This window comes from Janthinobacterium sp. MP5059B, from assembly GCF_001758645.1.
Taxonomy (GTDB): Bacteria; Pseudomonadota; Gammaproteobacteria; order Burkholderiales; family Burkholderiaceae_D; genus Janthinobacterium; species Janthinobacterium lividum.
This window is the reverse complement of record NZ_LRHX01000010.1, coordinates 255,877-280,807: the sequence shown is the minus strand read 5'-3', so window position 1 is coordinate 280,807 and position 24,931 is coordinate 255,877. Positions and strand designations below refer to the sequence as shown.

The window sequence follows — 24,931 nt, the reverse complement described above, 5'->3', positions numbered from 1 at the left end:
AGGCGCCGTCCGCCTTACTGCTTGCTGCGCTTAACGGTGGTATTCGCCAGCCCGTTCAGGCTGATAGACGATTTCCTCGATCTTGACCTTCACCACGCCGCCCGGCATGGGCCAGGCGATGCTGTCGCCGACGGACAGGCCCAGCAGCGCGCTGCCGACGGGTGCCAGCACGGAAATGCGGTCGGCCTGGCCTTCCACATCCTTCGGATACACGAGCGTCAGGCAGAATTCCTCCTTGTTCTCCACCGTGAAGCGCACGGTGGAATTCATCGTCACGACGGTCGGCGGAATCTCTTGCGGCTCGAGCACCTCGGCGCGGCCCAGCTCATCGAGCAAGGCGGCCTTGTCCGGCGACAGATTATTACCCAAGGCATACAACAACGCTTCCAGTCGTTCCAGGTCTTGTGACGACAAAATAATTTTTGGTTTTTTTTCCAAGATATCCTCACTATTGATCATTAGGGCGACGTCCGGTTTTACTGGCGGCAGCTTGCTTGGCCGCGGCAGACAAAACAAACAGCATCAGAACGTCCATCATCAGCGGATTATGGACGAAGTCGCGGAGCAAGGCCATAGTGTTCGCGCATTCTTCATTAAAATTTATTAAAATCAATGACTTGCAATCGGCCATACGGACAAGAAATTAATCCATGCCGGGATGGTCGCAGGTATTGAAGTTATTCTTGATGGTATTTTGTTTACCATCAGCATGTTTTTAAAGAAAAAAACCGGCGGGCAAAAAAAGGATTAAAATTCATCTGGAATTATTATTAGAAAGACACGTCCCGCCTTTTCCGTCCGTCTTGTCGCCTTGCCTGCTGCCACCGGCCTGCGGTATGGACACTAAATTGCCGCGCGCCCTGTACTTTCACGCTGCAAAATGACAATATGTCGGCCTTAACAACACGTTGAGAGTTCCGGCTCACTTCGGTTTTCATCAGACTGGAACGTAAAGTATGGCAGGGCGAGGCGGGATCACACGGGGCGGCGGCAAGCGGGGCCGGCAGGAGGGCGCGTCATGATGGCGCCATTGATGCTGCCGTCGGCGCAATTGCGCGGCGACCGGATTGCCCGCTTGAACTTGCTGGCCGCGGCGGCCATGCTGGCGATGGCCAGCCTGCTGCTGATCCTCTTCCAGTTGTTTTCCCTCCAAACATCCTTCCAGCGCACGCTGCGCATCCAGGCCGACATGCTGGCGCCTGCCGCCACCCAGGCCTTGCGCCAGGACAATCGACTTGCAGCGCAACAACTCCTCGCCTCCCTCGCCGCCGCCCCGCATGTCCGGCAAGCACTGCTCTACAGCCCCTATGGCGCGCCGTTTGCCAGCTACGCGCGCAGCGCCAGCGATGCCGCGCCCGCGGCGCCGCGCAACGGCCTGCACATCGATTACCTGGACGGCAGCGCCGCCATCCTGAAGACCTTGCCCGGCGGCGGCGCGCTGTACCTGCGCGCCAGCCTGGCGCCGCTGTACGCCAGCCTGGCGCAATTTGCCGCCTTCACCCTGCTCGTCTGCCTGTGCGCGTTCGGCCTGACGTTCCTGATGGTGCGCCGCACGCGCACGGCCGCCCAGCATGCGGAAAGCCATTTGCACTACCTGGCCCATGTCGACCCGGTCACGCAACTGCCGAACCGCCATGAATTCAACGATGCCCTGGCCTACGCGCTGGCGCGCGCCGACCGCCAGGACAGCAGCGTGGGCCTGCTGCTGCTGGACCTGGACAACTTCAAGATCGTCAACGATACGCTGGGCCACCACTGCGGCGACCAGCTGCTCAAGCTCGTGTCCGAGCGCCTGGTGGCCATCCTGCGCGGCACCGACATCATCTGCCGCATCGGCGGCGATGAATTCGTCGTCATCGTCGAACCGGCCGACGACGCCTCGGAAATGGCCAGCGTGGCGCGCAAGATCCTGGCCGTGCTGGCCGCGCCGTTCGACCTCGAAGGCCACCAGCTATATGTCAGCGCCAGCATCGGCGTGAGCCTGTATCCGTTCGACGCGCAGGACGTGGCTACCCTGACGCGCAATGCCGATACCGCCATGTACCACGCCAAGCACCAGGGCAAGAACCGCTACGCCGTGTTCAAGGCCGAAATGGAATTGCGCGCCCAGCGCCGCCTGCGCATGGAAGCGAACCTGCGCAAGGCTCTGCAGAACGAGGAACTGTATCTGCACTACCAGCCGCAGATCGACTTGCGCAGCGGGCGCATCGTCGGCGTGGAAGCGCTGATACGCTGGAACTGCCGCGACATGGGCCAGCTGAGCCCCGCCGAATTCATCCCCGTGGCCGAGGAAAGCGGCATCATCGTCGACCTGGGACGCTGGGTGCTGCAAAGCGCCTGCCGCCAGGCGGCCCTGTGGTGCAAGGCAGGCCTGCTCGATTCGCTCGAGCACGTGGCCGTCAACCTGTCGGCCTGCCAGGCGCGCGACCCGGGCCTGATGGACGATATCCGCGCCATCCTGGATGAAACGCAGCTGCCGCATGGCTTGCTGGAGCTGGAAATCACGGAAGGCGTCCTGATGGACAATGTCCACGCCAACGTGGAACTGATGCGGCGCCTGCAGGAAACTGGCATCCACCTGTCGATCGACGATTTCGGCACCGGCTATTCGTCGATGTCGTACCTGAAGCGCCTGCCCATCGACCAGCTGAAAATCGACCGCAGCTTCGTGCACGACCTGCCCGGCGAGGGAGAAGCCATCGTCACGGCCATCATCGCCATGGCGCACAGCCTGCACCTGAAAGTGGTGGCAGAAGGGGTGGAAACCTTGCGGCAGGTGGAGTTTCTGAGAAAAGCCGGCTGCGACAACGTGCAGGGCTTTTTCTTCGCGCGTCCGATGACGGCGGCGCAGTTGACGGCGCTGCTGCTGGAACGGCGCGACTGGAGTACGCGCACGATCCTGCCGGCTTGAATTGCTGCCAACAAGGGTGTCGGATTACGCACGGCGTGGCCGCGCTAATCCGACCTACGCCATAAACGGGTAGGCCGGATTAGCGCATGGCGCGTCATCCGGCGCTACAAGACGTAGGTCGGGTTAGCGCAAAGCGCGTCAGCCGACGCCGCCAATGCTACATCAGGCCAGCTTGGCCGAATGCTCGCGCGTGGCGTGGAATGTCAATTTCGGCCAGCGCTCTTCCGTCAGGCGCAGGTTCACGCCCGACGTGGCCAGGTAGGCCATGTTGCCTGCCGCATCGTAGGCCACGTTGTGGCCCAGCGCGTTTTCGAAATCCTGCAGGATGCGCTTGTCGTCGCAGCTGACCCAGCGGGCGCTGCTGATGCTGGTGCCTTCAAACACGGCGTCGACGCCATACTCGTTGAGCAAACGGCTGGCCACCACTTCGAACTGCAGCACGCCGACGGCGCCCAGTACCAGTTCGCCGCCCTGCACCGGTTTGAAGACCTGCACCGCGCCCTCTTCGCCCAGCTGCTGCAAGCCCTTGTGCAGCTGCTTGATCTTCAGCGGATTACGGATGCGCACGGAGCGGAAGAAGTCCGGCGCGAAGTACGGGATGCCCGTAAAGGTCAGCATCTCGCCTTCGGAAAAACTGTCGCCGATCTGCATGTTGCCGTGGTTCGGCAAGCCGATGATGTCGCCCGCGTACGCTTCTTCCACCTGTTCGCGCGAGGAGGCCATGAAGGTCACCACGTTCGACACCTTGATCTCGCGCCCCAGGCGCAAATGCTTGACCTTCATGCCGCGCTCGAAACGTCCCGAGCACACGCGCAAAAAGGCGATGCGGTCGCGGTGGGCAGGGTCCATGTTCGCCTGGATCTTGAAGACGAAACCGGTAAACGGCTGCTCGGACGGAGCCACCGAACGCACGGTGGCGTCGCGCTCGCGCGGCGCCGGCGCCCAGTCGACCAGCGCGGAGAGAATCTCGCGCACGCCGAAGTTGTTGATGGCCGAACCGAAGAACACGGGCGTCTGCACGCCGGAGAGGAATTCCTCCAGGTTGAACGGATTCGACGCGCCGTGCACCAGTTCCACTTCCATGCGCAACTGGTCCATCTCCAGCGGGAACATCTCCTGCAGGCGCGGGTTGTCGATGCCCTTGATGATTTCAAAGGCGCCATCGGCCTTTTCTTCACCGGCCTTGAACAGCATGATCTCGTCGTTCAGCAGGTGGTACACGCCGCGGAAGTTCTTGCCCATGCCGATAGGCCAGGTGACCGGCGCGCACTGGATCTTCAGCACCGACTCGAGTTCGTCGAGCAGGTCCAGCGGATCGCGCGTCTCGCGGTCCATCTTGTTCATGAAGGTGACGATCGGCGTATTGCGCATGCGGCAGACTGCCAGCAGCTTGATCGTCTGCGCTTCCACGCCCTTGGCCGCATCGATCACCATCAGCGCCGAGTCGACCGCCGTCAGCACGCGGTAGGTATCTTCCGAGAAGTCCTGGTGGCCCGGGGTGTCGAGCAGGTTGACGACGTGGTCGCGGAATTCGAACTGCATCACCGAGGAAGCGACGGAAATGCCGCGCTGCTTCTCGATCTCCATCCAGTCCGACGTCGCGTGGCGGCCCGATTTGCGGGCCTTGACGGTACCGGCCATCTGGATCGCGCCCGAGAACAGCAGCAGTTTTTCCGTCAGCGTGGTTTTACCCGCATCCGGGTGGGAAATGATGCCGAAGGTGCGGCGGCGCTGCACTTCGCGCGCGATCACGGCCGGCGCCTTGCTGCTGACGGCAGTGCTGGCGGAATCGGCTGCGCTGTCGCTGGAATCGGGGGTGTTGATGTCGTTCTCGTTGGCCATATTGGTGACCATAATATGGCCCTCGCAAAAAACCCTCGATTTTACAGAAGGATCGGCCTTCCGTGTGAACTGCTTCACTCTGGCGAACGGCAAAATCGCCCACTTCATCAAGGGGTCACAATCCGCAGGCAACATTGCACTGCAGAAATGTTGCCACTCTTTCCTGGAAACCCGATGAAAATGCTCCTCACCCCCGCCATCCGACTCATGCAGCGCTTGCGCCTGCTGCCCAAATTCATGCTTGTCTGCCTGGTCTTCCTGCTGCCGCTGGCGCTGGCGACCACCCTGCTGATCTCGGAGCTGGGCAAATCGCTGGCCCAGGCGCAGGATGCGCAGCGGGGCGTGGCCTATGTACGCCAGTTGCAGGAAGGCACGCGTCTGCTGCAACAGCGGCGCGGCCTCGAGCACTTGCGCCTGAGCGGCAAGGCGGGCATGGACAACACGGCCCTGAACGCGCGCATCACGGCCGCGCTGGGCGCCCTGGCGCGCTTGCCGGCCGGCGCAGGCCTGCCCCAGGCGGCCGAACTGACGAAGCAGTGGCAAGCCCTGCTGGGCCGCCAGGCGGGCCTCGCGGCGCGCGACAGCTACGCGGCGCACACGGCGCTGCTGCGCCAGGCCGCCAAGCTGGGCCAGCTGGTGGCCGACCGTTCGCACCTGAGCCTGGACCCGGACGCGGGCGCCAACCACCTGAGCGCAGTTTTCACCGCCACCCTGCCCGACCTGGCCGAAAGCTTGTCGGACATCGGCGGGCGCGGCGCCGCCTATATCGACACGGGCCTGTTCGAGGCGAATGAAGATCAGCTCGTCAACGCCAACGCCCTGATCGCGCGCCACGAACTGGAACGCCTGCCGGCCCGCTTCGACGAAATCATCGCCGCCAAGCCGGAACTGCGCGTCAGCCTGCAGCCAGCCCTGAAAGCCGTGCCGGCCGCGCTGGCCTTCCTCGAACGCACGAAGAATGAAGTGACGAATTCCTACGACCAGACCTCGGGCGCGCAATTCCATGCGGCCGGCATGCAGGCGATCGATACTCTGCACGCGCTGTCCGGCACCTCGGCCACCGCCCTGGACGGCTTGCTGGCGCAGCGCATCGCCCGCGACGAGGCGCGCCGCAGCCTGATCCTGGCGGCCATGCTGCTGGTGCTGCTGGCCGCCGCCTACCTGTGCGCAGGCTTCTATGCCGCCTTCGTGCGCGACGTGACGCAATTGCGCGTGGCCGTCGGCGCCGCGGCGGCGGGCGACCTGTCGCAGCGCATTACCTCGCAGGCGCACGATGAGATCGGCGACCTGGTGCGCGACTTCGGCGCCATGACGCACGGCCTGGCCACCCTGGTGCAGGAAATCCGCGGCGGCGCGGCCGTCATCGCCGCGGCCGGCGCCGATATCGCGCAGGGCAACGCGGCCCTGTCCGGCCATACGGCCACGCAAGCGGATGCGCTGGGCGCCACCGTGGACTCGATGCGCGAGCTGACGGCCACCGTGGGCCGCAACGAAGCCCACGTAGGACAGGGGCGCACCCTGGTGGCCTCGGCCGCCGAAGTGGCCCTGCGCGGCGGCGAGACCGTCAGCGCCGTGGTCGAGACCATGGCCTCGATCAAGGCCAGCTCGCACAAGATCGTCGACATCATCGGCGTCATCAACGGCATCGCCTTCCAGACGAATATCCTGGCCCTGAACGCGGCAGTGGAAGCGGCCCGCGCGGGCGAGCAGGGACGCGGCTTTGCCGTCGTCGCGTCCGAGGTGCGCAGCCTGGCGCAGCGCTCCAGCGAGGCGGCGCAGCAGATCAAGCGCCTGATCGGCGATTCCGTCGCCACGGTGGATGCGGGCGGCGACCTGGTCAATGCGGCCGGCAGCACCATGCGCCAGGTCGTCGATGCCGTGCAGCAGGTGTCTGTCGTCATCGGGCGCATCAGCAGCGCCGGCGCCGAGCAGAATGGCGAAATCGCCCGCATCAACGGCGCGCTGGCACAAATCGACGACATGACGCGCCAGAACGCAGGCCTGGTCGACGAGGCGCGCGCCGGTTCGCAGCGCCTGCACCAGGAAGGCGAAGCGCTGACGCAGGCCGTCAGCCGCTTCCGCCTGGGGGAACACGAGGCGCCAAACGTGCGCCAGACACCTGCCGCAACCGTGCGCGACGGCTTGCCCAGCGTGCGTCCGGCCGGCCTGTGGAGCGCCAACAAGCCGCGCGTCATATCACAAAATCGCGCGGAACGGCGCAAGGCTAGCTAGTCAAAAGTGTGCACGTAGGACAAGGACTACAATTTCGCCTCAATGGAGACTACAAAGTGGCGACTGCTAATCTTATGTTCGCCACTTACATAAGCTTTTAAAGTAGCTACATCGCGATCTGCACCGCGCGGTCGACAAAAACGCCGTTACCACATGAGTACGGCAGTTTTTTTGACCAGCAACGCGGCAGTCGCACTCCGATGTAAAAAGCCTGTGAGGAATACTATGAGCCATACTCAACTTATCGCCCCGGTCCAGAAGAACCAGTTGCTGCCGCGCGCCATGCCGGCGGCCGGTCGGGAAATCAAGCTTGCGTCGCGGGTTAGCCTCAGCAGTGCACAACAGAATGAATTGCTGGCCGCCCTGCCGCGCGCCGCGCTCGAATCGCTGTTCGAAGACCTGGAACTGGTCGAACTGCCTTTCGGCAAGGAACTGTATGCCTACGGTAACAACTTGGAATACAGCTACTTCCCTACCACCGCCATCATTTCCTTGCTGTATGTAATGGAAGACGGCGCCACGACGGAAATCGCCGTTGTCGGCCATGAAGGCGTGGCCGGTGCCTCGCTGCTGGCAGGCGAGCGCGCCATGTGCACGGCTGTCGTGCAAAGCGCCGGCTACGGCTACCGCCTGAAAACGCAAAGCTTGCGCGATGCCTTCAATCAAGGCGGTGCCCTGCCCCAGTTGCTGATGCGCTACACCAACGCCCTGTTTGCGCAAATGGCGCAGAACGCCGTCGGCGGCCGCCACAGCTCGATCGAGCAAAAGCTGTGCCGCTGGCTGCTGGACCGCCTGGACCGTTCGCCATCGAATGAATTGAAAGTCACGCAAGAGCTGATCTCCATCATGCTGGGCGTGCGCCGCGAAAGCATCACGGCAGCCGCCGGCAAGCTGCAGGAAGAAGGCTTGATCCACTATCGCCGCGGCAATATCACGGTGCTGGACCGCGCCGGCCTGGAATGCTATGCGGGCGAGTGCTACAAAGTGGCCAAGACGGAATACGACCGTTTGCTGCGCGACGTATCGCGCTGCTGATGGGAAGCTGCCGCGGATCCGGCGGCATGGATAAAAAAATGGCCGGGCTGCATGCCCGGCCATTTTTTTTGCCGCAACCTCAACCTCAATTAGGCTTCGGCATCCGCATCGATATCTTCCGGCTCCGGCGTCAGCGGCAGGGGAATCACGGCTTCCACACAGGTCCCCTTGCCTTCCGGCCCCTGGCGCACGGTGAGAGTGCCGCCCAGCAACAAAGCCCGTTCGCGCATGCCCAGCAAGCCGTGCGACATGGGTTTTTGCAAGGCATCTTCCGTGATGCCGATGCCGTCATCGATCACGCGCAGCACCAGGCCATGCTCGTTGCGTTTCAATGTCACGCTGACCATGCCGGCGCGCGCATATTTCAGGATGTTCGTCAGCGATTCCTGCACGATGCGGAACAGGGCAATCGTCAGGGTGGCTTCGCGGTTGTCGATATTGATGGCCACGTCCGTTTCGCAGCGCACGGAACTCATGCGCGTAAAATCCTCGCAATAGCTTTCGATGGCGGCGCACAGGCCCAGGTTGTCCAGCAGGCTCGGGCGCAAATCCTCGACGATGCGGCGCTTCAGTTCCACCGTTTCCAGCAAGGTTGCCTTGGCGCGCCGTAGTTGCGCGGCCAGTTCCGGCTGCGTGTGCGCCAGCTGCTGCGTAACGGCGCCCAGGTCCATGCTGATCGAGGTCAAGTTGGCGCCCAGCTCATCATGCAATTCGCGCGCCAGGCGCGCCTTTTCCACTTCGTTGACGCTGATCAAATGGCGCGACAGCACGGATAGCTGCTCCGTGCGCTTGCTGACCGTCGATTCGAGATTGTCGTTGGCATTTTGCAGCGCATACTCGACGGCCGCGCGGTTCTGGAAGCTGCGCCGCACCAGCTGGTAAAACATGATCAGCACGAGGATGGCCAGGGCATTGATGCCGATGCCGAGCAGCACGGCTTTCTGGTACTCATGGTAAAAGGCGGCGCTGCCGGACGACAGCGCTTCATTCTGCTCGCGCGTCATGATCACCACCTGCAGGCGGATCTCGTCCATGGTGGCGCGGTCATCGGTCACGCGGGAAATGTTGACGATCTCGGCCAGCCCACCCTGCCTGTAGACCTCGATCGACTCTTGCAGCATCGACATCTTGCGGCGGATCAAGCTTTTCAGCTGACCCAGGTTTTTCAGCTGGGTGGGACTGCCCGCGAGCAAAGTCTGCAGCTCATTGAATTCGTTTTCAATTTCGGTGGTAGCCGTCTTCGACGGCCCCAGATAGGTTTCGGAGCCGGAAATGAAATAGCCGCGCAAGCTGCTTTCCGCATCGAGCACGAGCACGTTCAAATACTGCAGGCGGTCCGCCACGCGGGCGCTCTGGCTGAGCAAGGCATTCGTGCCCTTCAGCGACTGCAGGTTATGAAAGAGACTGAAACCATTAAGTACAAGCAACAAGGCGCACGTCACGCACAGGATCGTCTTGTACAGGGGCAGGCGGTGATTCGGGGCCGGTTCAGCGGTGAAATACATCCTGATGTGCATCCTTAGCAAGGTTCGGCGCGGGAGAGAGCGCCGGCGCCGGCCAATTATAGTCCTCGCCACAAACTGCTGCACTGCACAAGTCGTGCTGGCCAGCTGGCTGAGCGATCATGTTTCCATGATCGCACCGCAGCGCTAGTCAAGCAAATTGTTTTTCATTGCGTAATAGGTCAAGTCGCTGTTCGATTGCAAGCCCATTTTTTCCATGATGCGCGTACGGTAGGTACTCACCGTCTTGATGCTCAGCGACAAGGCCACACCGATATCGGACACGGTGGCGCCACGCGCCAGGCGCAGGAAGACCTGGAACTCGCGGTCCGACAATTCCGTATGCAGGGCGGCATTCGTGTCGCGGTCGAACGACTGCGCCAGCAATTCACCGACGGTGGAGCTGACGTAGCGGCGCCCCTGGAAAACGGTGCGCACGGCCGTCATCAGCTCGTCGGCTTCGCATTCCTTGTTCAGATAGCCATTCGCGCCCATCTTGAACAGGTTCAGCGCGTATTGCTGCGCGGGATAGCCGCTGAGGATCAGCACGGGCAATTCCGGCTGGCCCTGGCGGATCGTGCGCAAGGTATCGATGCCGCTCTGATCGGGCATGGCTATATCGAGCAACAATACATCGCAAATTTCGCGGCGGGCGATATCGAGGGCTTCACGCCCCGTACCGGCTTCCGCCACCACACTGAAATCGCTTGACGACGAAAAAATCTGTTTGAATCCAGCTCGTACTATTTGGTGATCATCACAAATGGCAACGCGTATCATTGTTTCCCCTTAAATTTTCCTGGCCTGGGAAAGACTACCGGAACCTGAACGCTGCTCCGGCTTAGCGTCACTAACAAAAACGCAACATTAACATTATATTCAAAATATGGCGCGCCGTACGGTAGCGTCAACGCCAAGACGGAGCGCCCATGCAGTATAGTCAACTTAATCAACTGCTACCGGACAACCCCACCTATATTGGTACAAATCTTATTTTAGCAAGTTTAAAATCGCAATTAATTCATTGCGTATCCACACGCGGTCCAGCGGCGCTTCCTGCGGCACAACGGGCATGGCCGGCAGCACTGGCAACTCGTCAAGGATGGCATGCGATGCGCCACGGCTGTCGAGCTTGTTTCGCGCGCCGCTGATGGTAAAGCCCTGCTCGTACAGCAATTCGCGGATGCGGCGTATCAGCAGCACCTCATGGTGCTGATAATAACGGCGGTTGCCACGTCGTTTGACCGGCTTGAGCTGGGAAAACTCCTGCTCCCAGTAGCGCAACACGTGCGGTTTGACGCCGCACAATTCGCTCACTTCGCCGATCGTGAAATAGCGTTTCGCCGGAATGGGCGGCAAGGCGATCAACTCGGTTTTACTGATGCGCTCGTTCATCGCCACTCACTCAGGCAGCACGTGCCAGCGGACTGGTCTCTTCGACCATGCTTTTCAGCTTCTGGCTCGCATGAAAGGTCACGACACGACGCGCCGTGATGGGAATCTCTTCGCCCGTCTTCGGATTGCGGCCGGGCCGCTGCGGCTTGTCGCGCAACTGGAAATTGCCGAAACCGGACAGCTTGACGGCCTCGCCACGCTCGAGCGCATTGCGAATCTCGTCGAAGAAGGTCTCGACCATATCCTTCGCTTCGCGCTTGTTCAGGCCCACTTGCTCGAACAACAGTTCGGCCAGTTCCGCCTTGGTCAAGGTGGGTAAATCTTTTTCCGCTTCCTGGCGCACTTTGGCAACCAGCATGGCCCGATGCAAATCGGCGGCCAGTGCGGATTGCAGTACGGCGGAATCAACGTCGCTGTTATTAATTTTCCTGCCCTGCCTTTTCTGTGCGCCCGAGCCTGCCACATGGCAAGCTCGTCTACGGTTGACGACGGAAAGGCCGTCACGCAAGGCGACGGCCGTCCGGTAATTACGAACGCAGTTTCGCGTCGTGGCCCTGCTTGGCCGCATCGATCAGGACAGCCATCAGGCCGTCGACGACATCGTCTTGCAGGGTGTTTTGAGTATCTTGCAAGCTAATCCGGAAAGCAAGGCTTTTTTCATCCACTTCCAGCCCTTTTCCACGATATTCATCAAATAAAACAATGGCTTGCACGATACGCGCTGCCTGGCTCGACTTGGCGGCGGCATGGAAGCTGTCGAGCAGATCCTGCACGGCCACCGATTGCTTGACGACCACGGCCAAGTCGCGGCTGGCGCCAGGGAATTTCGAGATTTCCTGGTACGCCGGCACGACTCGTTGCGTCAAGGCAGCGGCGTCGACTTCGAACAGCACGGGAGCCAGCGGCAAGTCGTACTTTTGCATCCAGCGCGGGTGCAATTCGCCGATGAAACCGATGACCTTGCCATCGAGCTCCACATTGGCCGAACGGCCCGGATGCAGGGCCGGATGTTCCGCCTTGGTGAAACGCAGGACCAGCGGTGCAAACAGCGCTTCCAGGTCCGCCTTCACGTCGAAGAAGTCGACCGTGCGCGCAGCCTGGCCCCACTGCTCGTCGGCAACCGCGCCATAGGCCATGGCCGCCACGCGCTTCGGCTGGGCGTAGCCAGCCACCGACAAGGGGCCGTTTTCCACGCTGTCGTCGCGCTGGTAGATGGCGCCCACTTCGAAGATGCGCACGCGGTTCGTCTTGCGGTTCAGGTTGTAGCGCACATTGGCGATCAGGCTGCCGATCAGCGAGGAACGCATCACGCTCATCTGGCTGGCGATCGGGTTCTGCAATTTGATCGGGTTCGTATTGCCCGAGAAATCGCGCTCCCATGCCGTATCGACAAAGCTCATGTTAACCACTTCCTGGAAGCCCAGGTCGGCCAGCTCATGACGTACCGCAAACAGCGAGCGGGTATTTTCCGGTGCAATCTGCATCACGTTCGCGGCCACGGGCGGCAAGGTCGGGATGTTTTCAAAGCCGTACACGCGCGCCACTTCCTCGATCAGGTCTTCCTCGATCTCGATGTCGAAACGGTAGCTGGGCGACGTCACGGAAAACACGCCGTCCGCCAGGGTGTATGGCAGGGCCAGGCGCGTGAAGATATCGGCGATCAGCTCATCGTTGAGCGGCACGCCGATGACTTTTTGCGCGCGCGCCGTGCGCATCGACACGGGCTGGCGCTGCGGCAAGTTCACCACGTGGTCATCGACAGGACCGACGGTCGTGGCCGGCGTGCCGCAGATTTCCACGATCAGGGCCGTGATGCGCTCGATGTGCTCGACGGTGGTGGCGAAATCGACGCCGCGCTCGAAGCGGTGTGCCGCATCGGTCGAGAAATTCAAGCGGCGCGCGCGGCCTTGAATGGCGTTCGGCCACCAGAATGCCGCTTCCAGGTAGATGCTGTCTGTATCGTCCGACACCGAGCTGGCGTCGCCGCCCATGATGCCGGCCAGCGATTCGATTTCTTGGTCATCGGCAATGACGCCGATCCACTCGTCGACGGCGACGGTGTTGCCATTTAACAGCTTGACGGATTCGCCCGCCTTGCCCCAACGTACGTCGAGGCTGCCGTGGATCTTTGCCAGGTCAAACACGTGGCTAGGACGGCCCAGTTCCAGCATGACATAGTTGGAAATGTCGACCAGTGCCGACAACGGACGCTGGCCGCTGCGCTCGAGGCGCTGCTTCATCCAGTCCGGTGTGGCTGCCTTGGCGTTCAAGCCGCGGATGACGCGACCCGTGAAACGGCCGCACAGGTCCGGCGCGCTGACTTTCACGGGCAGGATTTCGTCGCTGGAAACTGGCACGGTGCGGAACTGCGGCGCATTCAGGGGCACGCCCGTCAATGCCGACACTTCGCGCGCCACGCCCAGCACGGACAGGCAGTCCGCCTTGTTCGGCGTCAACTTGATGGTGAATTTCAAGTCGTTGAGCGCAAAGTAATCGCGGAAATTCTGGCCGATCGGCGCGTCGTCCGGCAATTCCATCAAGCCGGCGTTTTCTTCCGACAATTTCAATTCGCGCGCGGAGCACAGCATGCCTTGCGACTCGACGCCGCGCAGCTGGCCCACCTTGATTTCAAACGGCTTGCCATCGGCGCCAGGCGGCAGCACGGCGCCCGCCATCGCGCACACGACTTTCAAGCCCGGGCGCACGTTCGGCGCGCCGCAGACGATGTTGAGCATGGTGCCCGTGCCGACATCAACCTGGCACACATTCAGGCGGTCCGCATTCGGATGTTTTTCCATCTCCAGGACCAGGCCCACCACCACGTTCGAGAACGGCGGGGCGACAGGATCGACGTCCTCGACTTCGAGACCGGACATGGTCAGCAGATGGGCCAGTTCGTCCGAAGTCATCTTCGGATCGACCATGGTACGGAGCCAGTTTTCGGAAAATTGCATAATCAAGCCTTCAAAGGGTCAAAGCTCACAGCGCGAGCGCACAGGCGCTCAAGCGCCATGAATCAAACGGAACAACGCTTAGTTGAATTGCTTCAGGAACCTTAAATCGCCTTCATAGAACAGGCGCAGGTCGTTGATGCCGTAACGCAGCATCGTCAAGCGTTCCAGGCCGGAGCCGAAAGCAAAACCGATGAATTTCTCGGGATCGAGGCCAAAGTTCTTCACCACGGTCGGATGCACCTGGCCGGCGCCCGACACTTCCAGCCAACGGCCTTTCAATGGACCGGAGCCAAAGGCGATGTCGATCTCGGCCGACGGTTCCGTGAACGGGAAGTACGATGGACGGAAGCGCACTTGCAAATCGTCCGTCTCGAAGAAGGCCTTGACGAAATTCAGGTACACGCCCTTCAGGTCGGCAAAGCTGATGTCTTCGGCGATCCACAGGCCTTCGACCTGGTGGAACATGGGCGAATGGGTGGCGTCGCTGTCGACGCGGTAGGTGCGGCCCGGCGCGATGACCTTGATCGGCGGCGTGTGCGTGCGCGCGTAGCGCACCTGCATCGGGCTCGTGTGCGTGCGCAGCAGCAAGGGTTTGCCATCGGTATCGTTGCCGTCGATGTAGAACGTGTCTTGCATGGAACGGGCCGGGTGGTTTTCCGGGCTGTTCAGCGCCGTGAAGTTGGTCCAGTCGTTCTCGATTTCGGGGCCGTCGGCCACGTCAAAGCCGATCGAGCGGAAGATTTCCTCGACCCGTTCCCACGTGCGCATCACGGGATGGATGCCGCCGGGCATGCGGCCACGGCCTGGCAGGGTCACGTCGATCGCTTCGGCGTTCAGACGGCCTTGCATCTGGGCATCGGCCAGCGCATCACGGCGCGCCGTCAGCGCGTCCTCGATCTGCACTTTGACGGCGTTGATCAGGGCGCCTTGCGCCTTGCGCGCGTCCGGGTCCAGCTTGCCCAGGCCCTTCATCATTTCAGTAATCTGGCCAGTCTTGCCCAGGTAGCGGGCTTTGGCGTTTTCAAGTGCGGCAGCGTCTGCGGCGGCGATAAAGTCAGCCTGGGCCGAGACGACGAGTTCTTCTAGGGAGTTCATGCGGCATTTCCTGTTTTGGACATCAATTCTGGACTCGCTTATCTAAAGTCCAACAATCAAAAACGGAAACGGGGCATAAGGTTCACACCCCTGCCCCGCTCTTTATGACGTCACCCTACGGATGACGTTGTGCAATGACCGATGCTTACGCAGCGATTTTTGCTTTAACTGCGTTGACAATCGCAGCGAATGCTGGCTTGTCCATCACAGCCATATCGGCCAGGACTTTACGGTCCAGTTCGATATTTGCTTTTTTCAAGCCGTTCATGAATACGCTGTACGTTACGCCATGCTCACGGGAAGCGGCGTTGATACGGGCGATCCACAGGCGGCGGAAAACGCGTTTCTTGTTGCGGCGATCGCGGTAAGCGTATTGGCCAGCGCGCATAACTGCTTGCTTGGCAACACGGTATACACGGCTGCGGCGACCACGGTAGCCTTTAGCTTGAACAAGAATCTTTTTATGACGGGCACGAGCTGTAACCCCACGTTTTACTCTAGGCATAGTAACTCCTTAAATTGAGTGTGAGATTAAGCAGTCGGCATCATGCGCATGACGGATGTGACATCCGATGCGTTGATGTTACGGGTACCGCGCAACTGACGTTTGTTTTTGGTGGTTTTCTTGGTCAGGATGTGGCGTTTGAACGCGTGACCCGACTTGACTGTTCCACCTGGACGCACGCGAAAACGTTTTTTCGCGGAGCTTTTGGTCTTCATTTTAGGCATAGCAATCTGTCCTCTTACGGACAGCTCCATTTATAACAGGATTGCAGGTGGCAACACGACGCTGCGCTTAGATGCCTGCTTTCACATGTTGTGCAGCGGATGCGAGTCCACTACAGTTCACGCGGCCCGGACATTGCTGACCGGGCCGCGCAAATTCTGCCTGGAATCTGGTGTCGCGCCCATGCAGGCACAAACCACGTCGATCCACAGTAAAACGCTATTGTAGCTTACTTCTTCTTCTTAGGCGAAAGAACCATGATCATTTGGCGGCCTTCCATCTTCGGGAACTGCTCGACCTGGCCGTACGGCTCCAGGTCGGCTTTCAGACGTTCCAGCATGCGGAAGCCAATATCCTGATGCGCCATCTCACGACCGCGGAAACGCAAGGTGATCTTGGTTTTATCGCCATCTTCGAGGAACTTGATGAGATTACGCAACTTGATATTGTAGTCACCATCATCAGTCCCCGGACGGAATTTGACTTCCTTCACGAGGATGATCTTTTGCTTCAATTTGGCTTCGTGAGCTTTCTTTTGCTCCGAATACTTAAATTTGCCGTAGTCCATCAAACGGCACACCGGTGGCTGCGCGGTAGGCGCAATTTCCACCAGGTCGACGTTTGCCTCTTCCGCCAGGCGGAAGGCTTCAGCCAAACTTACGATACCGAGTGGCTCGTTATCGACCCCGCTTAAACGCATTTCAGGGGCAGTGATTTCGCCATTGATGCGATGTGACTTGTCAGTAGCTATTGTAATTTCCTTTAAAAATCTTGTAAGACGGTCGTGCAGCGAGTTTCCTCGTCAGGCCTTGGTGTCGACTTCATGTTTGAGTCGCTCAATCAGGGCATCGACGGACATGACGCCCAGATCGACATTGCCCCGCGCCCGCACGGCCACTGTATTCGCATCCCGCTCTTTGTCGCCAATCACTAAGATGTAAGGCAATTTTTGTACGGAATGTTCACGTATTTTATAGGTAATCTTCTCGTTACGCAAATCAGCCTGTACGCGCAGCCCCGCTTTGCGCAGTTTTGTTGTAACTTCCTGTACATAGTCGGCTTGAGCGTCGGAAATATTCAACACCGACACTTGCACTGGCGACAACCACAGCGGCATGGCGCCCGCATAGTGTTCGATCAGGATGCCGATGAAACGTTCCAGCGAACCGACGATCGCGCGGTGCAGCATGATGGGCACCTGGCGCGTATTGTCCACGGCCACGTATTCCGCACCCAGGCGGCCCGGCATGGATGGATCGATCTGCACGGTACCCACTTGCCATGCGCGGCCCAGGCTGTCTTTCAGGTGGTATTCGATCTTCGGACCGTAGAACGCGCCCTCGCCCGGCAATTCCGTCCATTCCACGCCGCAGGCGCGCAAGGCCGAACGCAGCGATTCCTCGGCAAAATCCCACGACTCTTCCGTACCGATGCGGTTATCCGGGCGCAAAGCCAGTTTCACATCGATATTCGTGAAGCCGAAAGCCGTGTACACATCCATCGCCTGCTGGTGGAACGCCGTCACTTCGCCGGCGATCTGCTCTTCCAGGCAGAAGATGTGACCATCGTCCTGCGTAAAGCCGCGCACGCGCATCATGCCGTGCAAGGCGCCCGACGGCTCATTGCGGTGGCATTGACCGAATTCGCCGTAGCGCAATGGCAAGTCGCGGTAGCTGCGCATGCCATTGTTGAAAATCTGGATATGGCCAGGGCAATTCATCGGCTTCAGCGCATAGGCGCGGTTTTCCGATTCCGTGATGAACATGTTTTCACGGTAATTGTCCCAGTGACCGGTTTTTTCCCACAGGCCACGGTCCAGAATTTGCGGCGCCTTGACTTCCTGGTAGCCGTTGACCTGGTACACATTGCGCATGTATTGCTCGACTTGCTGCCAGATCGACCAGCCTTTCGGATGCCAGAAGATCAGGCCTGGCGCTTCTTCCTGGAAATGGAAGAAATCGAGCTGCTTGCCCAATTTGCGATGATCGCGCTTTTCCGCCTCTTCCAGATTGTGCAGGTACAATTCCTGGTCTTCCTTCTTGGCCCAGGCCGTGCCATAGATACGCTGCAGCATCTCGTTTTTCGAGTCGCCGCGCCAGTAGGCGCCGGCCAGCTTCATCAGCTTGAAGACTTTCAGCTTGCCCGTCGATGGCACGTGGGGGCCGCGGCACAAGTCCGTGAACTTGCCTTCGGAATACAGCGACACTTCCTGGTCGGCGGGAATCGAGCCGATCAGCTCCGCCTTGTACGCCTCGCCGATACCCTTGAAGTATTCGATGGCTTCGTCGCGCGCGACAACCTTGCGCGTGACTTGCTCATCCTTCTTGGCCAGTTCCGCCATTTTCTTTTCGATCGCCGTCAAATCTTCGGGCGTGAACGGACGCTTGTAGGCGAAATCATAGTAAAAGCCGTTGTCGATCACGGGACCGATGGTCACTTGCGCGTCAGGGAACAACTCCTTGACGGCATACGCCAGCAAGTGGGCCGTCGAGTGGCGGATCACTTCCAGGCCATCGGCGTCCTTGTCCGTGACAATCGCCAGTTCCGCGTCCTGCTCGATCAGATAGGAAGTATCGACCAGTTTGCCGTCGACCTTGCCGGCCAGCGCAGCCTTGGCCAGACCGGTACCAATATTGGCCGCAACCTGGGCCACGGTGACCGGGCCGTCGAATTGACGGGCGGAACCATCGGGAAGTCGGATTGTAAGCATATTGATCTCCATATCGGCGCTGGCGCCAGGTAAAACTGCAATGTGATGGGTAAAATACTGAAAGGAAAACGCAGACGCAAAAAAACGCGGACTAGCCGCGTTTTTCACTTTCTTGAGACAAAGGAAACCCGTTCGACTAGCGTCACTCCCAAAGCTTGGTAGTAGTTCGCGGTGTCATAACCGGTTTTACCTTTCTCTCTAACTGCATTCTGGTGGGCGGTGAGGAATTCGAATCCCCGACCCCTTGGATGTCGACCAAGTATTCTAACCAGCTGAACTAACCGCCCGTAAAACTTTTGTTGATCATTGTATTTCAAATGACCGCTTGCGGCTTGCGCCAGCTTAAAAACCATCTACTGCCAAATTCTGGTGGGCGGTGAGGAATTCGAATCCCCGACCCCTTGGATGTCGACCAAGTATTCTAACCAGCTGAACTAACCGCCCCGAAGACCAGCATTATAGAGAGGCTTTCCCAGAATGACAAGGGCTGTTTTACAGGAAACTTTAATCATTTCCCGGGGCGTCAGTCCCCTTTATATGGAGATGGCCCGGCACACGCGGAATGCCGCTAGAATCGCGGCATGAACTCCACCATATTAGCCTGGCTGAAAACCCTGAGCCGCATCTGCGGTTTTGAAACGGCCGACTCCTTCCCGCCCGGCCACCCATATGCGCGCACGCGCTGGGAAGCCGCGTATTTCGATATCGCCTCCGACGTGAAGCCGGACGAGATCGAACGGCGCATCTGCGCGGCCATCGCCAACACGCCGAGCGTCTTCGCCTACATCACCAATCCCACGCCGCGCATGCAGCGCGCGCTGCTGAACGTGATCCACGACCGGCTGCGGCGCCAGCCCGGCGCGGGCGCCACGGACCTGGTCTTGTTATTGATCAATGCCTACGCCAGCGACCACATCACAGAAGCCGTGCCCGGCCTGCGCGCCCTGATCTACAACACGGAGCATGAAGACACGAATCTGCGCGTGCATGCCATCCTGGAATTGCTGGTGGGCACGCCACGGGGACTCGATGTCATCGACATGTAGTCGTCACGCATGATTCGCGGGAACATAGCGCGCCCGCAAGCGCATGAACGGCGTTTCCACCAATATATATAAGAGCCAGCCCGTGACGATGCTCACAGCGATACTGACCAGTATCGCTGTGAGGCCATCCGGCCCGTAGCCAAAGTCTTGCAACAAGGGTCGCAGCAAAATGCACAGCTGCTTGTGCAGCAGATAGATCGCATACGACCACAAGGCCAGGCTGGCGGCGCCCGGCACGCGCAGTGTATAGAGTGCGCTGGCTGGACTGAGCGCCGCGATTAGCAGCAGGGTAAAACTGGCCGCCAGGGCCGGATAACCGAACACCGTCACCCAATAGCCATAGTGATCGGTGAGAAACACATAAAACATCAGCGCCGTGCCCGCGATTCCCGCCAGCAAGCTGCGGTTGCCGTAAGAGGTCAGGCGCGCCCAGGCGACCGGATGGTGATTTTTCAGCAGCGCCAGCGCCACGCCCGCCACCAGCTCGTCAAAGCGGCACCACGACGCGTAATAAATATACTTGTAATACCCGAGGCCGCCGCGCGGCACTTGCACGTATTCATCCCACAAATAGGCGCGCACCAGCATGCCGACGATAAAGCTGGCGGCCACGGCCAGCCAGGCCCACAGCAGCGACTTGCGGCAGGCGGCGATCACCAGGGCCACGGCCGGCAGCAGCACATAGAACTGCTCCTCCACGCACAAGGACCACGCATGCGAAAACGCCGTGCCCGGCGTCAGATTGATGTTTTGCGTAAAGGTCAGGAATTTCCACAGGGGCAGCAGCGCGCTATCGCCGCGGAACGCGGGCCACAAGTAATACAGGGCAAGCACGGCATAGAAACTGGGCAAGGTGCGCAGGAAGCGCCGCGCATAGAAACGCGGCAAGGAAAAGCCATGTTCGCTGCGCAAGGCCGCAAAAATCTGGTTGCCGATCAGATAACCGCTGAGGGCAAAGAACAGGTCCACGCCCACCCAGCCGATTTCGCCCCAGAAACCAAACGCCCCACCCTCGCTGACGAACAGCAAATAATGGTTCATGAAGACAAGCACGATGGCCAGCGCGCGCAAGGTATCGAGGCCGTACAGGCGGGAAGGATGGGACGTACTGGACATGGAATCGGCAAGGGAAAACAACGGTGGCGCCGATCATGCCACGCCGCACGCCGCCATGGCCAACTTTTTACAGGCGTCCACGGCGAATCCCGCTAAAATATGCCGACCCCGCTTTCCCTTCCCGCAACAGCATAGGATATGTCCAGCATGAGCAGCGCACTCCACTTCAAATCCATCAACTACACGGGCCAGGGCAGCGGCCCGCGCCTGATCGTCACGGGCGCCGTGCACGGCAATGAAACCTGCGGCACCAAGGGCATTCACCGCGTGATGGCTGAACTCGACAGCGGCGCCCTCTCCATCGTGGCCGGCAGCGTCACCTTCGTGCCCATCACCAATCCGCTGGCCTATGCCAAGGGCGTGCGCAGCGGCGACCGCAACCTGAACCGCAATCTGTTCCCGAACGACAATCCGCAGGATTTCGAAGACCGCATCGCCAATTGGCTGTGCCCGCTGTTGGGCCAGCATGACGTGCTGCTGGACTTGCACTCGTTCAATGCCGACAGCCAGCCCTTCGTCATGGTCGGACCACGCAACAACGATGGCCCGCTGCAACCGTTTAAACATGAAGAAAAGGAACGCGCGCTAGCGCGCCGCCTGGGCGTGCGCCGCTTCGTCGACGGCTGGCTGCATGCGTACGGCCAGGGCGTGCAGCGCCGCCTGGGCAATAGCGACCAGGTGGGCCTGGTCTTGCGCTACGGTGTGGGCACGACGGAATACATGCGCTCGACGGGCGGCTACGCCTTGACCCTGGAATGCGGCCAGCATGCGGACCCGGCCGCGCCGGATGTTGCTTACCGCGCCATCATGAACACCTTGGCTTTTTTGGGTTTCATCGACGCGCCGCAGCCGGAAGCGATCGCCGACGCCGACATGGAAGCGCTGAACATGGTCGTCGTGCACGACAAGCTCGATGCGGGCGACCGCTTCATCAAGACCTGGTCCAGCTTTGACAAAGTCAAACAGGGCGAGCAGATCGGCGTGCGCGCGAATGGCACGCCCGTGACGGCCGAGTTCGACGCCTACATCCTGTTCCCGGACGTCAATGCGGCGGCGAATGCCGAGTGGTATTACCTGGCACGCGTGGCTGCCAGCTTTTGATCAGTGACCGACGGACTTTGAAAACAAGTTAATGACAAGCACGCCGGCAATGATCAGCCCCAGGCCGATCAAGGCTGGCGTGTCGAGGCTTTGCTTGAACCAGAACCAGCCGACGGCGGAAATGAGCACGATACCCACGCCCGACCAGATGGCGTACACGATGCCGGTAGGAATGACCTTCAAGGTCAGGGACAAGCACCAGAAGGCGATGCTGTAGCCAATCACGGTGATGACACTGGGCCACAAGCGACTGAAGCCCTCGGACGCCTTCAAGGCGCTGGTGGCGATGACCTCGGCGATGATGGCGATAGCCAGGTAGAAATACGTCATGGCAAGACTCATGCTGGCATCCTTTATTGTGGGCTGAGCAGTTTCAAGCCCAGGATGCCCGAAACGATCAGGGCGATGCAGGCGATGCGCGCGGCGCTGGCCGGCTCGCCCAGCACCATGATGCCGAAGATGGCCGTGCCGACGGTGCCGATGCCCGTCCAGATGGCGTAGGCCGTGCCCAGCGGCAAGGTGCGCAAGGCCAGGCCCAGCATCACTACGCTGCCCAGCATGGAAATGGCGGTCAATACGGATGGCACGAGGCGGGTAAAGCCGGCACTGTATTTGAGGCCGATGGCCCAGCCGATTTCCAGCAAGCCCGCCAATACCAGAATGATCCACGCCATACTTTTCTCCCGAGGCGGCAGGGTCGTCCCCGCCATACAGCCCCGTCATCGAGCAGGGTCGTCCCCACTGGAGCAAAGGGAAAAGTATACCATTGGGTGAAAACTCTTGCCGCCAGCACATTTTTTCTAGTACGTCCGCTCCAATTGAAAGTTGCCAAAAAACATGCTGATGGCAGCATAATTGCTGCATCCATTCACTTTCGGGAACAATGATGCTACTTCTGGCCCAAATCCTTACCGCCCTCATCCTGCTGCTGCACGTCTACATCGTGCTGCTGGAAACCGTGCTGTTCGATGCGCGCGGACGCAAGGTGTTTGGCCTGTCCAAGGAAAAGGCGGAGATCGTGCGTCCCGCCATGTCGAACCAGGGTTGCTACAACGGTTTTCTCGTCGCCGCGCTGGCGCTGGGCTTTTTTCACCCGGACGCGGCCATCGCCTATGCGTTCACCGTGTTCGGCCTGGCCTGCATCGCCGTGGCCGGCGTGTGGGGCGCAGCCACCGTCATGACGCGCATCCTCTACCTGCAAACCGTGCCTGCCGTCATCGCCCTGCTGCTGTTCCACTTCGCCTGATACCTGCCAGGGCGGCCAGCCGGCCGCCCTGGCCCGCTCCGCTCCACACTGCCTGCGCATACCCCAAATGGGTGATGTTTCCAAAAAACATGCCCGATACAATTCCTTGTAGCAAAAATACCACCAGACACATGGTGGCAAGTCACAGTCCACAGGGGAAATCATGCAAGCACATCCAACCACCTTTGCCGTCACGTTGCTCGGCTGCCTCATGCTGTCCGCCTGCGGTGGCGGCGGCAGCGACGGCAGTGGTTCCAGCAGCGGTTCCACCAGCGCCGGCGGCACCAGCGGCACCTCGGCAAACTGCCAGTACAGCAACCTGATCAGCGATACGGAACGCAAGCAGGCCAGCGCCTGCGGCGTCCAGGTATCGGGCAACTACGCCCAGGCGGACTCGGGATACGACAGCGTGGTCGCCGCCTGCAAGCAGGGGCAGAAAACCATTGCCGATACCTATTACGGCGGCACGTACCAGAAAATGGTCGACTACGCGCGCTCCGTGAGCAAGGAGCTCGGCTGCGGGCAAAACAATGGCCCCACCTTGCCCAACAACACGACGGCAAGCAACTACAATTTCTGTGTCAAGAGCACCACCGTCAGTGGTAAGCTCAGCTATGAAGGCGCTTGCTACGGCCCCGTCAAATCGGGCGAAGGCGGCTGCGGCAGCGGCTATAACTATGTCAGCCAGTACGCCAGCCTCAGCACATGCACCTCCGGCGGCAAAAGCTGGCTGGAAGCGCGCTAGGGAAGCCGGGCGGCCGTAGCAAGGGCCGCCCCCAGATGTGTCTTGTCCACCGCTTGCCGCCATGAGGATCGCCAATGACGCCATCGCTCGCCGTCGCCAGCCAGGCACTGACTGCCCTGATCTACGAAGCGGCCACGCGGCATGGCGCCTGGTCGCAATTCCTCGCCGCCTTTGCGCGACAACTGAAATCGCACGCCGGTTTGATCTGGGCCAATGATTTCAGCAACCGCTCGGTCGACGTCCAGCTGCCCGGCAGCGGCCTGTCCGCCACCTATGGCTTCGAGTCGGATGCCATGGCCAGCTTTGCCAGCTATTACGGCGCGCGCAATGTCTGGCTGGAAGACGTCACCCTGCACCGCGAGGGCGCCGTCGTCACCGGCTCCATGCTGTTTCCCGACCATTGCCTGAAGAAAACCGAATACTGGAACGACTGGCTGCGCCCGCAAGACATCTTTTATACGGCGGCGGCCATCGTCGAACTGCGCGCCGAGCGCTCCACCAATGTCACCGTGGTGCGCCGCGAACAGGCGGGCGCCTATGACGCGGGCGAACTGCCGCTGGTCCGCAGCCTGATGCCGCATTTGCAAACGGCCTTTGCCCTGCAGCGCAAGCTGCGCCGGCTGGAAGTGCTGTCCCAGAGTTCCACGCAGGTGCTGGAATTGCTGCCGTTTGGCGTGCTGCTGCTCGACGCCACGTCGCAACTGCTGTACGCCAACGAGCGGGCACTGGCCATGACGGCCGCGACGCGGCTGCTGCATCTGCGCGAAGGCGCACCCCTGTATTGCCCGCGCGAAGCGGACAACGGCGCGCTGCGGCGCATGCTGCACGAGGCGGCCCAAACGGGCACGACTGCGGCAGGCGGTCCCGGCGGCGTGCTCAACCTGAATGGATTGACGGGCGAGCAGCTGCGCCTGCGCGTCACGCCCCTGCCTTCCTGGCACAGCCCTTTCGGCTCGGCCAGCGCCATCGCCGTTTTCCTCAGCGATAGCAGCGACCTGATCACCTCCCTGGCCGCCACCCTGCGCAATTTCTATGGCATGACGGTGGCCGAGGCGCGCCTGACGGAAGCGCTCGTCAACGGCTATTCCTTGCAGGAATACGCCGAACGCCAGCGCATTTCCATCCACACGGCGCGCACGCAGATCAAGAGCGCCACCGCCAAGGCCGGCGCCCAGCGCCAGGTGGATCTGGTGCGCATCGTGCTGACGGGCCCGGCCGTGCTGCAGCGCAATCCCCTTCCCGCCTGAATCCGTTCAAAAACGCGCGCCGGCAGC

Annotated in this window: 23 protein-coding genes and 2 tRNA genes; 8 read left to right on the top strand and 17 right to left on the bottom strand. The window is 60.5% G+C overall.

Features of this window, described 5'->3' with window-relative positions; translation table 11 throughout:
- Window positions 1-30 precede the first annotated feature (30 nt).
- Window positions 31-438, bottom strand: a complete 408-nt coding sequence (gene rnk, locus JAB1_RS14220) for a nucleoside diphosphate kinase regulator (protein WP_162835757.1) — start codon at window positions 436-438, stop codon at window positions 31-33.
- A 580-nt stretch (window positions 439-1,018) separates the two neighbouring features.
- On the opposite strand from rnk, the gene JAB1_RS14215 reads away from it, so the two are divergent.
- Entirely contained in the window at window positions 1,019-2,911 is a 1,893-nt protein-coding gene (locus JAB1_RS14215) for an EAL domain-containing protein (protein WP_070280342.1), read from the top strand.
- Window positions 2,912-3,073: 162 nt separating this feature from the next.
- Here JAB1_RS14215 and JAB1_RS14210 read toward each other — a convergent pair whose 3' ends face one another.
- Window positions 3,074-4,753 carry a peptide chain release factor 3 gene (locus JAB1_RS14210; protein WP_070280421.1) on the bottom strand — a complete coding sequence of 560 codons (1,680 nt, stop codon included), beginning with the start codon at window positions 4,751-4,753 and terminating at the stop codon, window positions 3,074-3,076.
- A gap of 174 nt (window positions 4,754-4,927) precedes the next feature.
- Between JAB1_RS14210 and JAB1_RS14205 the strand changes: the two genes are divergently transcribed.
- Both JAB1_RS14205 and JAB1_RS14200 read left to right on the top strand, forming a co-directional pair.
- Complete coding sequence (locus tag JAB1_RS14205) at window positions 4,928-6,985, top strand: methyl-accepting chemotaxis protein (RefSeq protein ID WP_070280341.1); 2,058 nt, start codon at window positions 4,928-4,930, stop codon at window positions 6,983-6,985.
- Between the two features lie 225 nt (window positions 6,986-7,210).
- Entirely contained in the window at window positions 7,211-8,020 is an 810-nt protein-coding gene (locus tag JAB1_RS14200; RefSeq protein WP_034783188.1) for a Crp/Fnr family transcriptional regulator, read from the top strand.
- Between the two features lie 89 nt (window positions 8,021-8,109).
- Here the strand turns inward: JAB1_RS14200 and JAB1_RS14195 are convergent, their stop codons facing one another.
- From JAB1_RS14195 to JAB1_RS14145, 12 genes are all read right to left on the bottom strand, one after another.
- Window positions 8,110-9,525: a CHASE3 domain-containing protein gene (locus tag JAB1_RS14195; protein WP_034783186.1), complete on the bottom strand. Its 1,416-nt coding sequence runs from the start codon at window positions 9,523-9,525 to the stop codon at window positions 8,110-8,112.
- 144 nt (window positions 9,526-9,669) lie between these two features.
- Complete coding sequence (locus JAB1_RS14190; protein ID WP_034783185.1) at window positions 9,670-10,302, bottom strand: response regulator transcription factor; 633 nt, start codon at window positions 10,300-10,302, stop codon at window positions 9,670-9,672.
- 210 nt (window positions 10,303-10,512) lie between these two features.
- Window positions 10,513-10,917 carry a MerR family transcriptional regulator gene (locus tag JAB1_RS14185; RefSeq protein WP_034783182.1) on the bottom strand — a complete coding sequence of 135 codons (405 nt, stop codon included), beginning with the start codon at window positions 10,915-10,917 and terminating at the stop codon, window positions 10,513-10,515.
- A 10-nt stretch (window positions 10,918-10,927) separates the two neighbouring features.
- Window positions 10,928-11,275: an integration host factor subunit alpha gene (locus tag JAB1_RS14180; protein WP_010399205.1), complete on the bottom strand. Its 348-nt coding sequence runs from the start codon at window positions 11,273-11,275 to the stop codon at window positions 10,928-10,930.
- Window positions 11,276-11,444: 169 nt separating this feature from the next.
- A complete protein-coding gene (gene pheT, locus JAB1_RS14175; protein WP_070280340.1) occupies window positions 11,445-13,871 on the bottom strand; it encodes a phenylalanine--tRNA ligase subunit beta in 2,427 nt (808 codons plus the stop codon).
- A 78-nt stretch (window positions 13,872-13,949) separates the two neighbouring features.
- Window positions 13,950-14,966, bottom strand: coding sequence for a phenylalanine--tRNA ligase subunit alpha (gene pheS, locus JAB1_RS14170; RefSeq protein ID WP_034751917.1), 1,017 nt, complete (start codon window positions 14,964-14,966; stop codon window positions 13,950-13,952).
- A 145-nt stretch (window positions 14,967-15,111) separates the two neighbouring features.
- Window positions 15,112-15,471: a 50S ribosomal protein L20 gene (gene rplT, locus JAB1_RS14165; protein ID WP_010399214.1), complete on the bottom strand. Its 360-nt coding sequence runs from the start codon at window positions 15,469-15,471 to the stop codon at window positions 15,112-15,114.
- 26 nt (window positions 15,472-15,497) lie between these two features.
- Window positions 15,498-15,695 carry a 50S ribosomal protein L35 gene (gene rpmI, locus JAB1_RS28805; protein WP_038493025.1) on the bottom strand — a complete coding sequence of 66 codons (198 nt, stop codon included), beginning with the start codon at window positions 15,693-15,695 and terminating at the stop codon, window positions 15,498-15,500.
- Between the two features lie 227 nt (window positions 15,696-15,922).
- The gene (infC, locus tag JAB1_RS14160) at window positions 15,923-16,444 is read right to left on the bottom strand and encodes a translation initiation factor IF-3 (RefSeq protein ID WP_071650129.1); all 522 of its coding nucleotides are present in this window, start codon (window positions 16,442-16,444) and stop codon (window positions 15,923-15,925) included.
- Window positions 16,445-16,495: 51 nt separating this feature from the next.
- Entirely contained in the window at window positions 16,496-18,403 is a 1,908-nt protein-coding gene (thrS, locus tag JAB1_RS14155) for a threonine--tRNA ligase (RefSeq protein ID WP_070280420.1), read from the bottom strand.
- Between the two features lie 210 nt (window positions 18,404-18,613).
- Window positions 18,614-18,690, bottom strand: a tRNA-Val gene (locus tag JAB1_RS14150).
- An 80-nt stretch (window positions 18,691-18,770) separates the two neighbouring features.
- A tRNA-Val gene (locus tag JAB1_RS14145) sits at window positions 18,771-18,847 on the bottom strand.
- Between the two features lie 137 nt (window positions 18,848-18,984).
- On the opposite strand from JAB1_RS14145, the gene JAB1_RS14140 reads away from it, so the two are divergent.
- Window positions 18,985-19,449, top strand: a complete 465-nt coding sequence (locus tag JAB1_RS14140; RefSeq protein ID WP_034783177.1) for a hypothetical protein — start codon at window positions 18,985-18,987, stop codon at window positions 19,447-19,449.
- A 3-nt stretch (window positions 19,450-19,452) separates the two neighbouring features.
- On the opposite strand, the gene JAB1_RS14135 is transcribed toward JAB1_RS14140, so the two are convergent.
- A complete protein-coding gene (locus JAB1_RS14135; RefSeq protein ID WP_070280419.1) occupies window positions 19,453-20,565 on the bottom strand; it encodes an acyltransferase in 1,113 nt (370 codons plus the stop codon).
- A 147-nt stretch (window positions 20,566-20,712) separates the two neighbouring features.
- Between JAB1_RS14135 and JAB1_RS14130 the strand changes: the two genes are divergently transcribed.
- Window positions 20,713-21,666: a succinylglutamate desuccinylase/aspartoacylase family protein gene (locus JAB1_RS14130; RefSeq protein ID WP_070280418.1), complete on the top strand. Its 954-nt coding sequence runs from the start codon at window positions 20,713-20,715 to the stop codon at window positions 21,664-21,666.
- On the opposite strand, the gene JAB1_RS14125 is transcribed toward JAB1_RS14130, so the two are convergent.
- Both JAB1_RS14125 and sugE read right to left on the bottom strand, forming a co-directional pair.
- The gene (locus JAB1_RS14125) at window positions 21,667-21,996 is read right to left on the bottom strand and encodes an SMR family transporter (RefSeq protein WP_070280339.1); all 330 of its coding nucleotides are present in this window, start codon (window positions 21,994-21,996) and stop codon (window positions 21,667-21,669) included. It lies immediately after the preceding gene.
- 23 nt (window positions 21,997-22,019) lie between these two features.
- Window positions 22,020-22,340, bottom strand: a complete 321-nt coding sequence (gene sugE / locus JAB1_RS14120) for a quaternary ammonium compound efflux SMR transporter SugE (protein ID WP_034783172.1) — start codon at window positions 22,338-22,340, stop codon at window positions 22,020-22,022.
- Window positions 22,341-22,552: 212 nt separating this feature from the next.
- Here sugE and JAB1_RS14115 point away from each other — a divergent pair, with 212 nt between their 5' ends.
- The 3 genes from JAB1_RS14115 to JAB1_RS14105 all read left to right on the top strand — a co-directional run bounded on the left by JAB1_RS14115 (window position 22,553) and on the right by JAB1_RS14105 (window position 24,904).
- A complete protein-coding gene (locus JAB1_RS14115) occupies window positions 22,553-22,912 on the top strand; it encodes a DUF1304 domain-containing protein (RefSeq protein WP_034751924.1) in 360 nt (119 codons plus the stop codon).
- 163 nt (window positions 22,913-23,075) lie between these two features.
- Window positions 23,076-23,657, top strand: coding sequence for a hypothetical protein (locus JAB1_RS29915; protein ID WP_070280338.1), 582 nt, complete (start codon window positions 23,076-23,078; stop codon window positions 23,655-23,657).
- A gap of 74 nt (window positions 23,658-23,731) precedes the next feature.
- Window positions 23,732-24,904, top strand: a complete 1,173-nt coding sequence (locus tag JAB1_RS14105; RefSeq protein ID WP_070280337.1) for a helix-turn-helix transcriptional regulator — start codon at window positions 23,732-23,734, stop codon at window positions 24,902-24,904.
- Window positions 24,905-24,931: the final 27 nt, after the last annotated feature.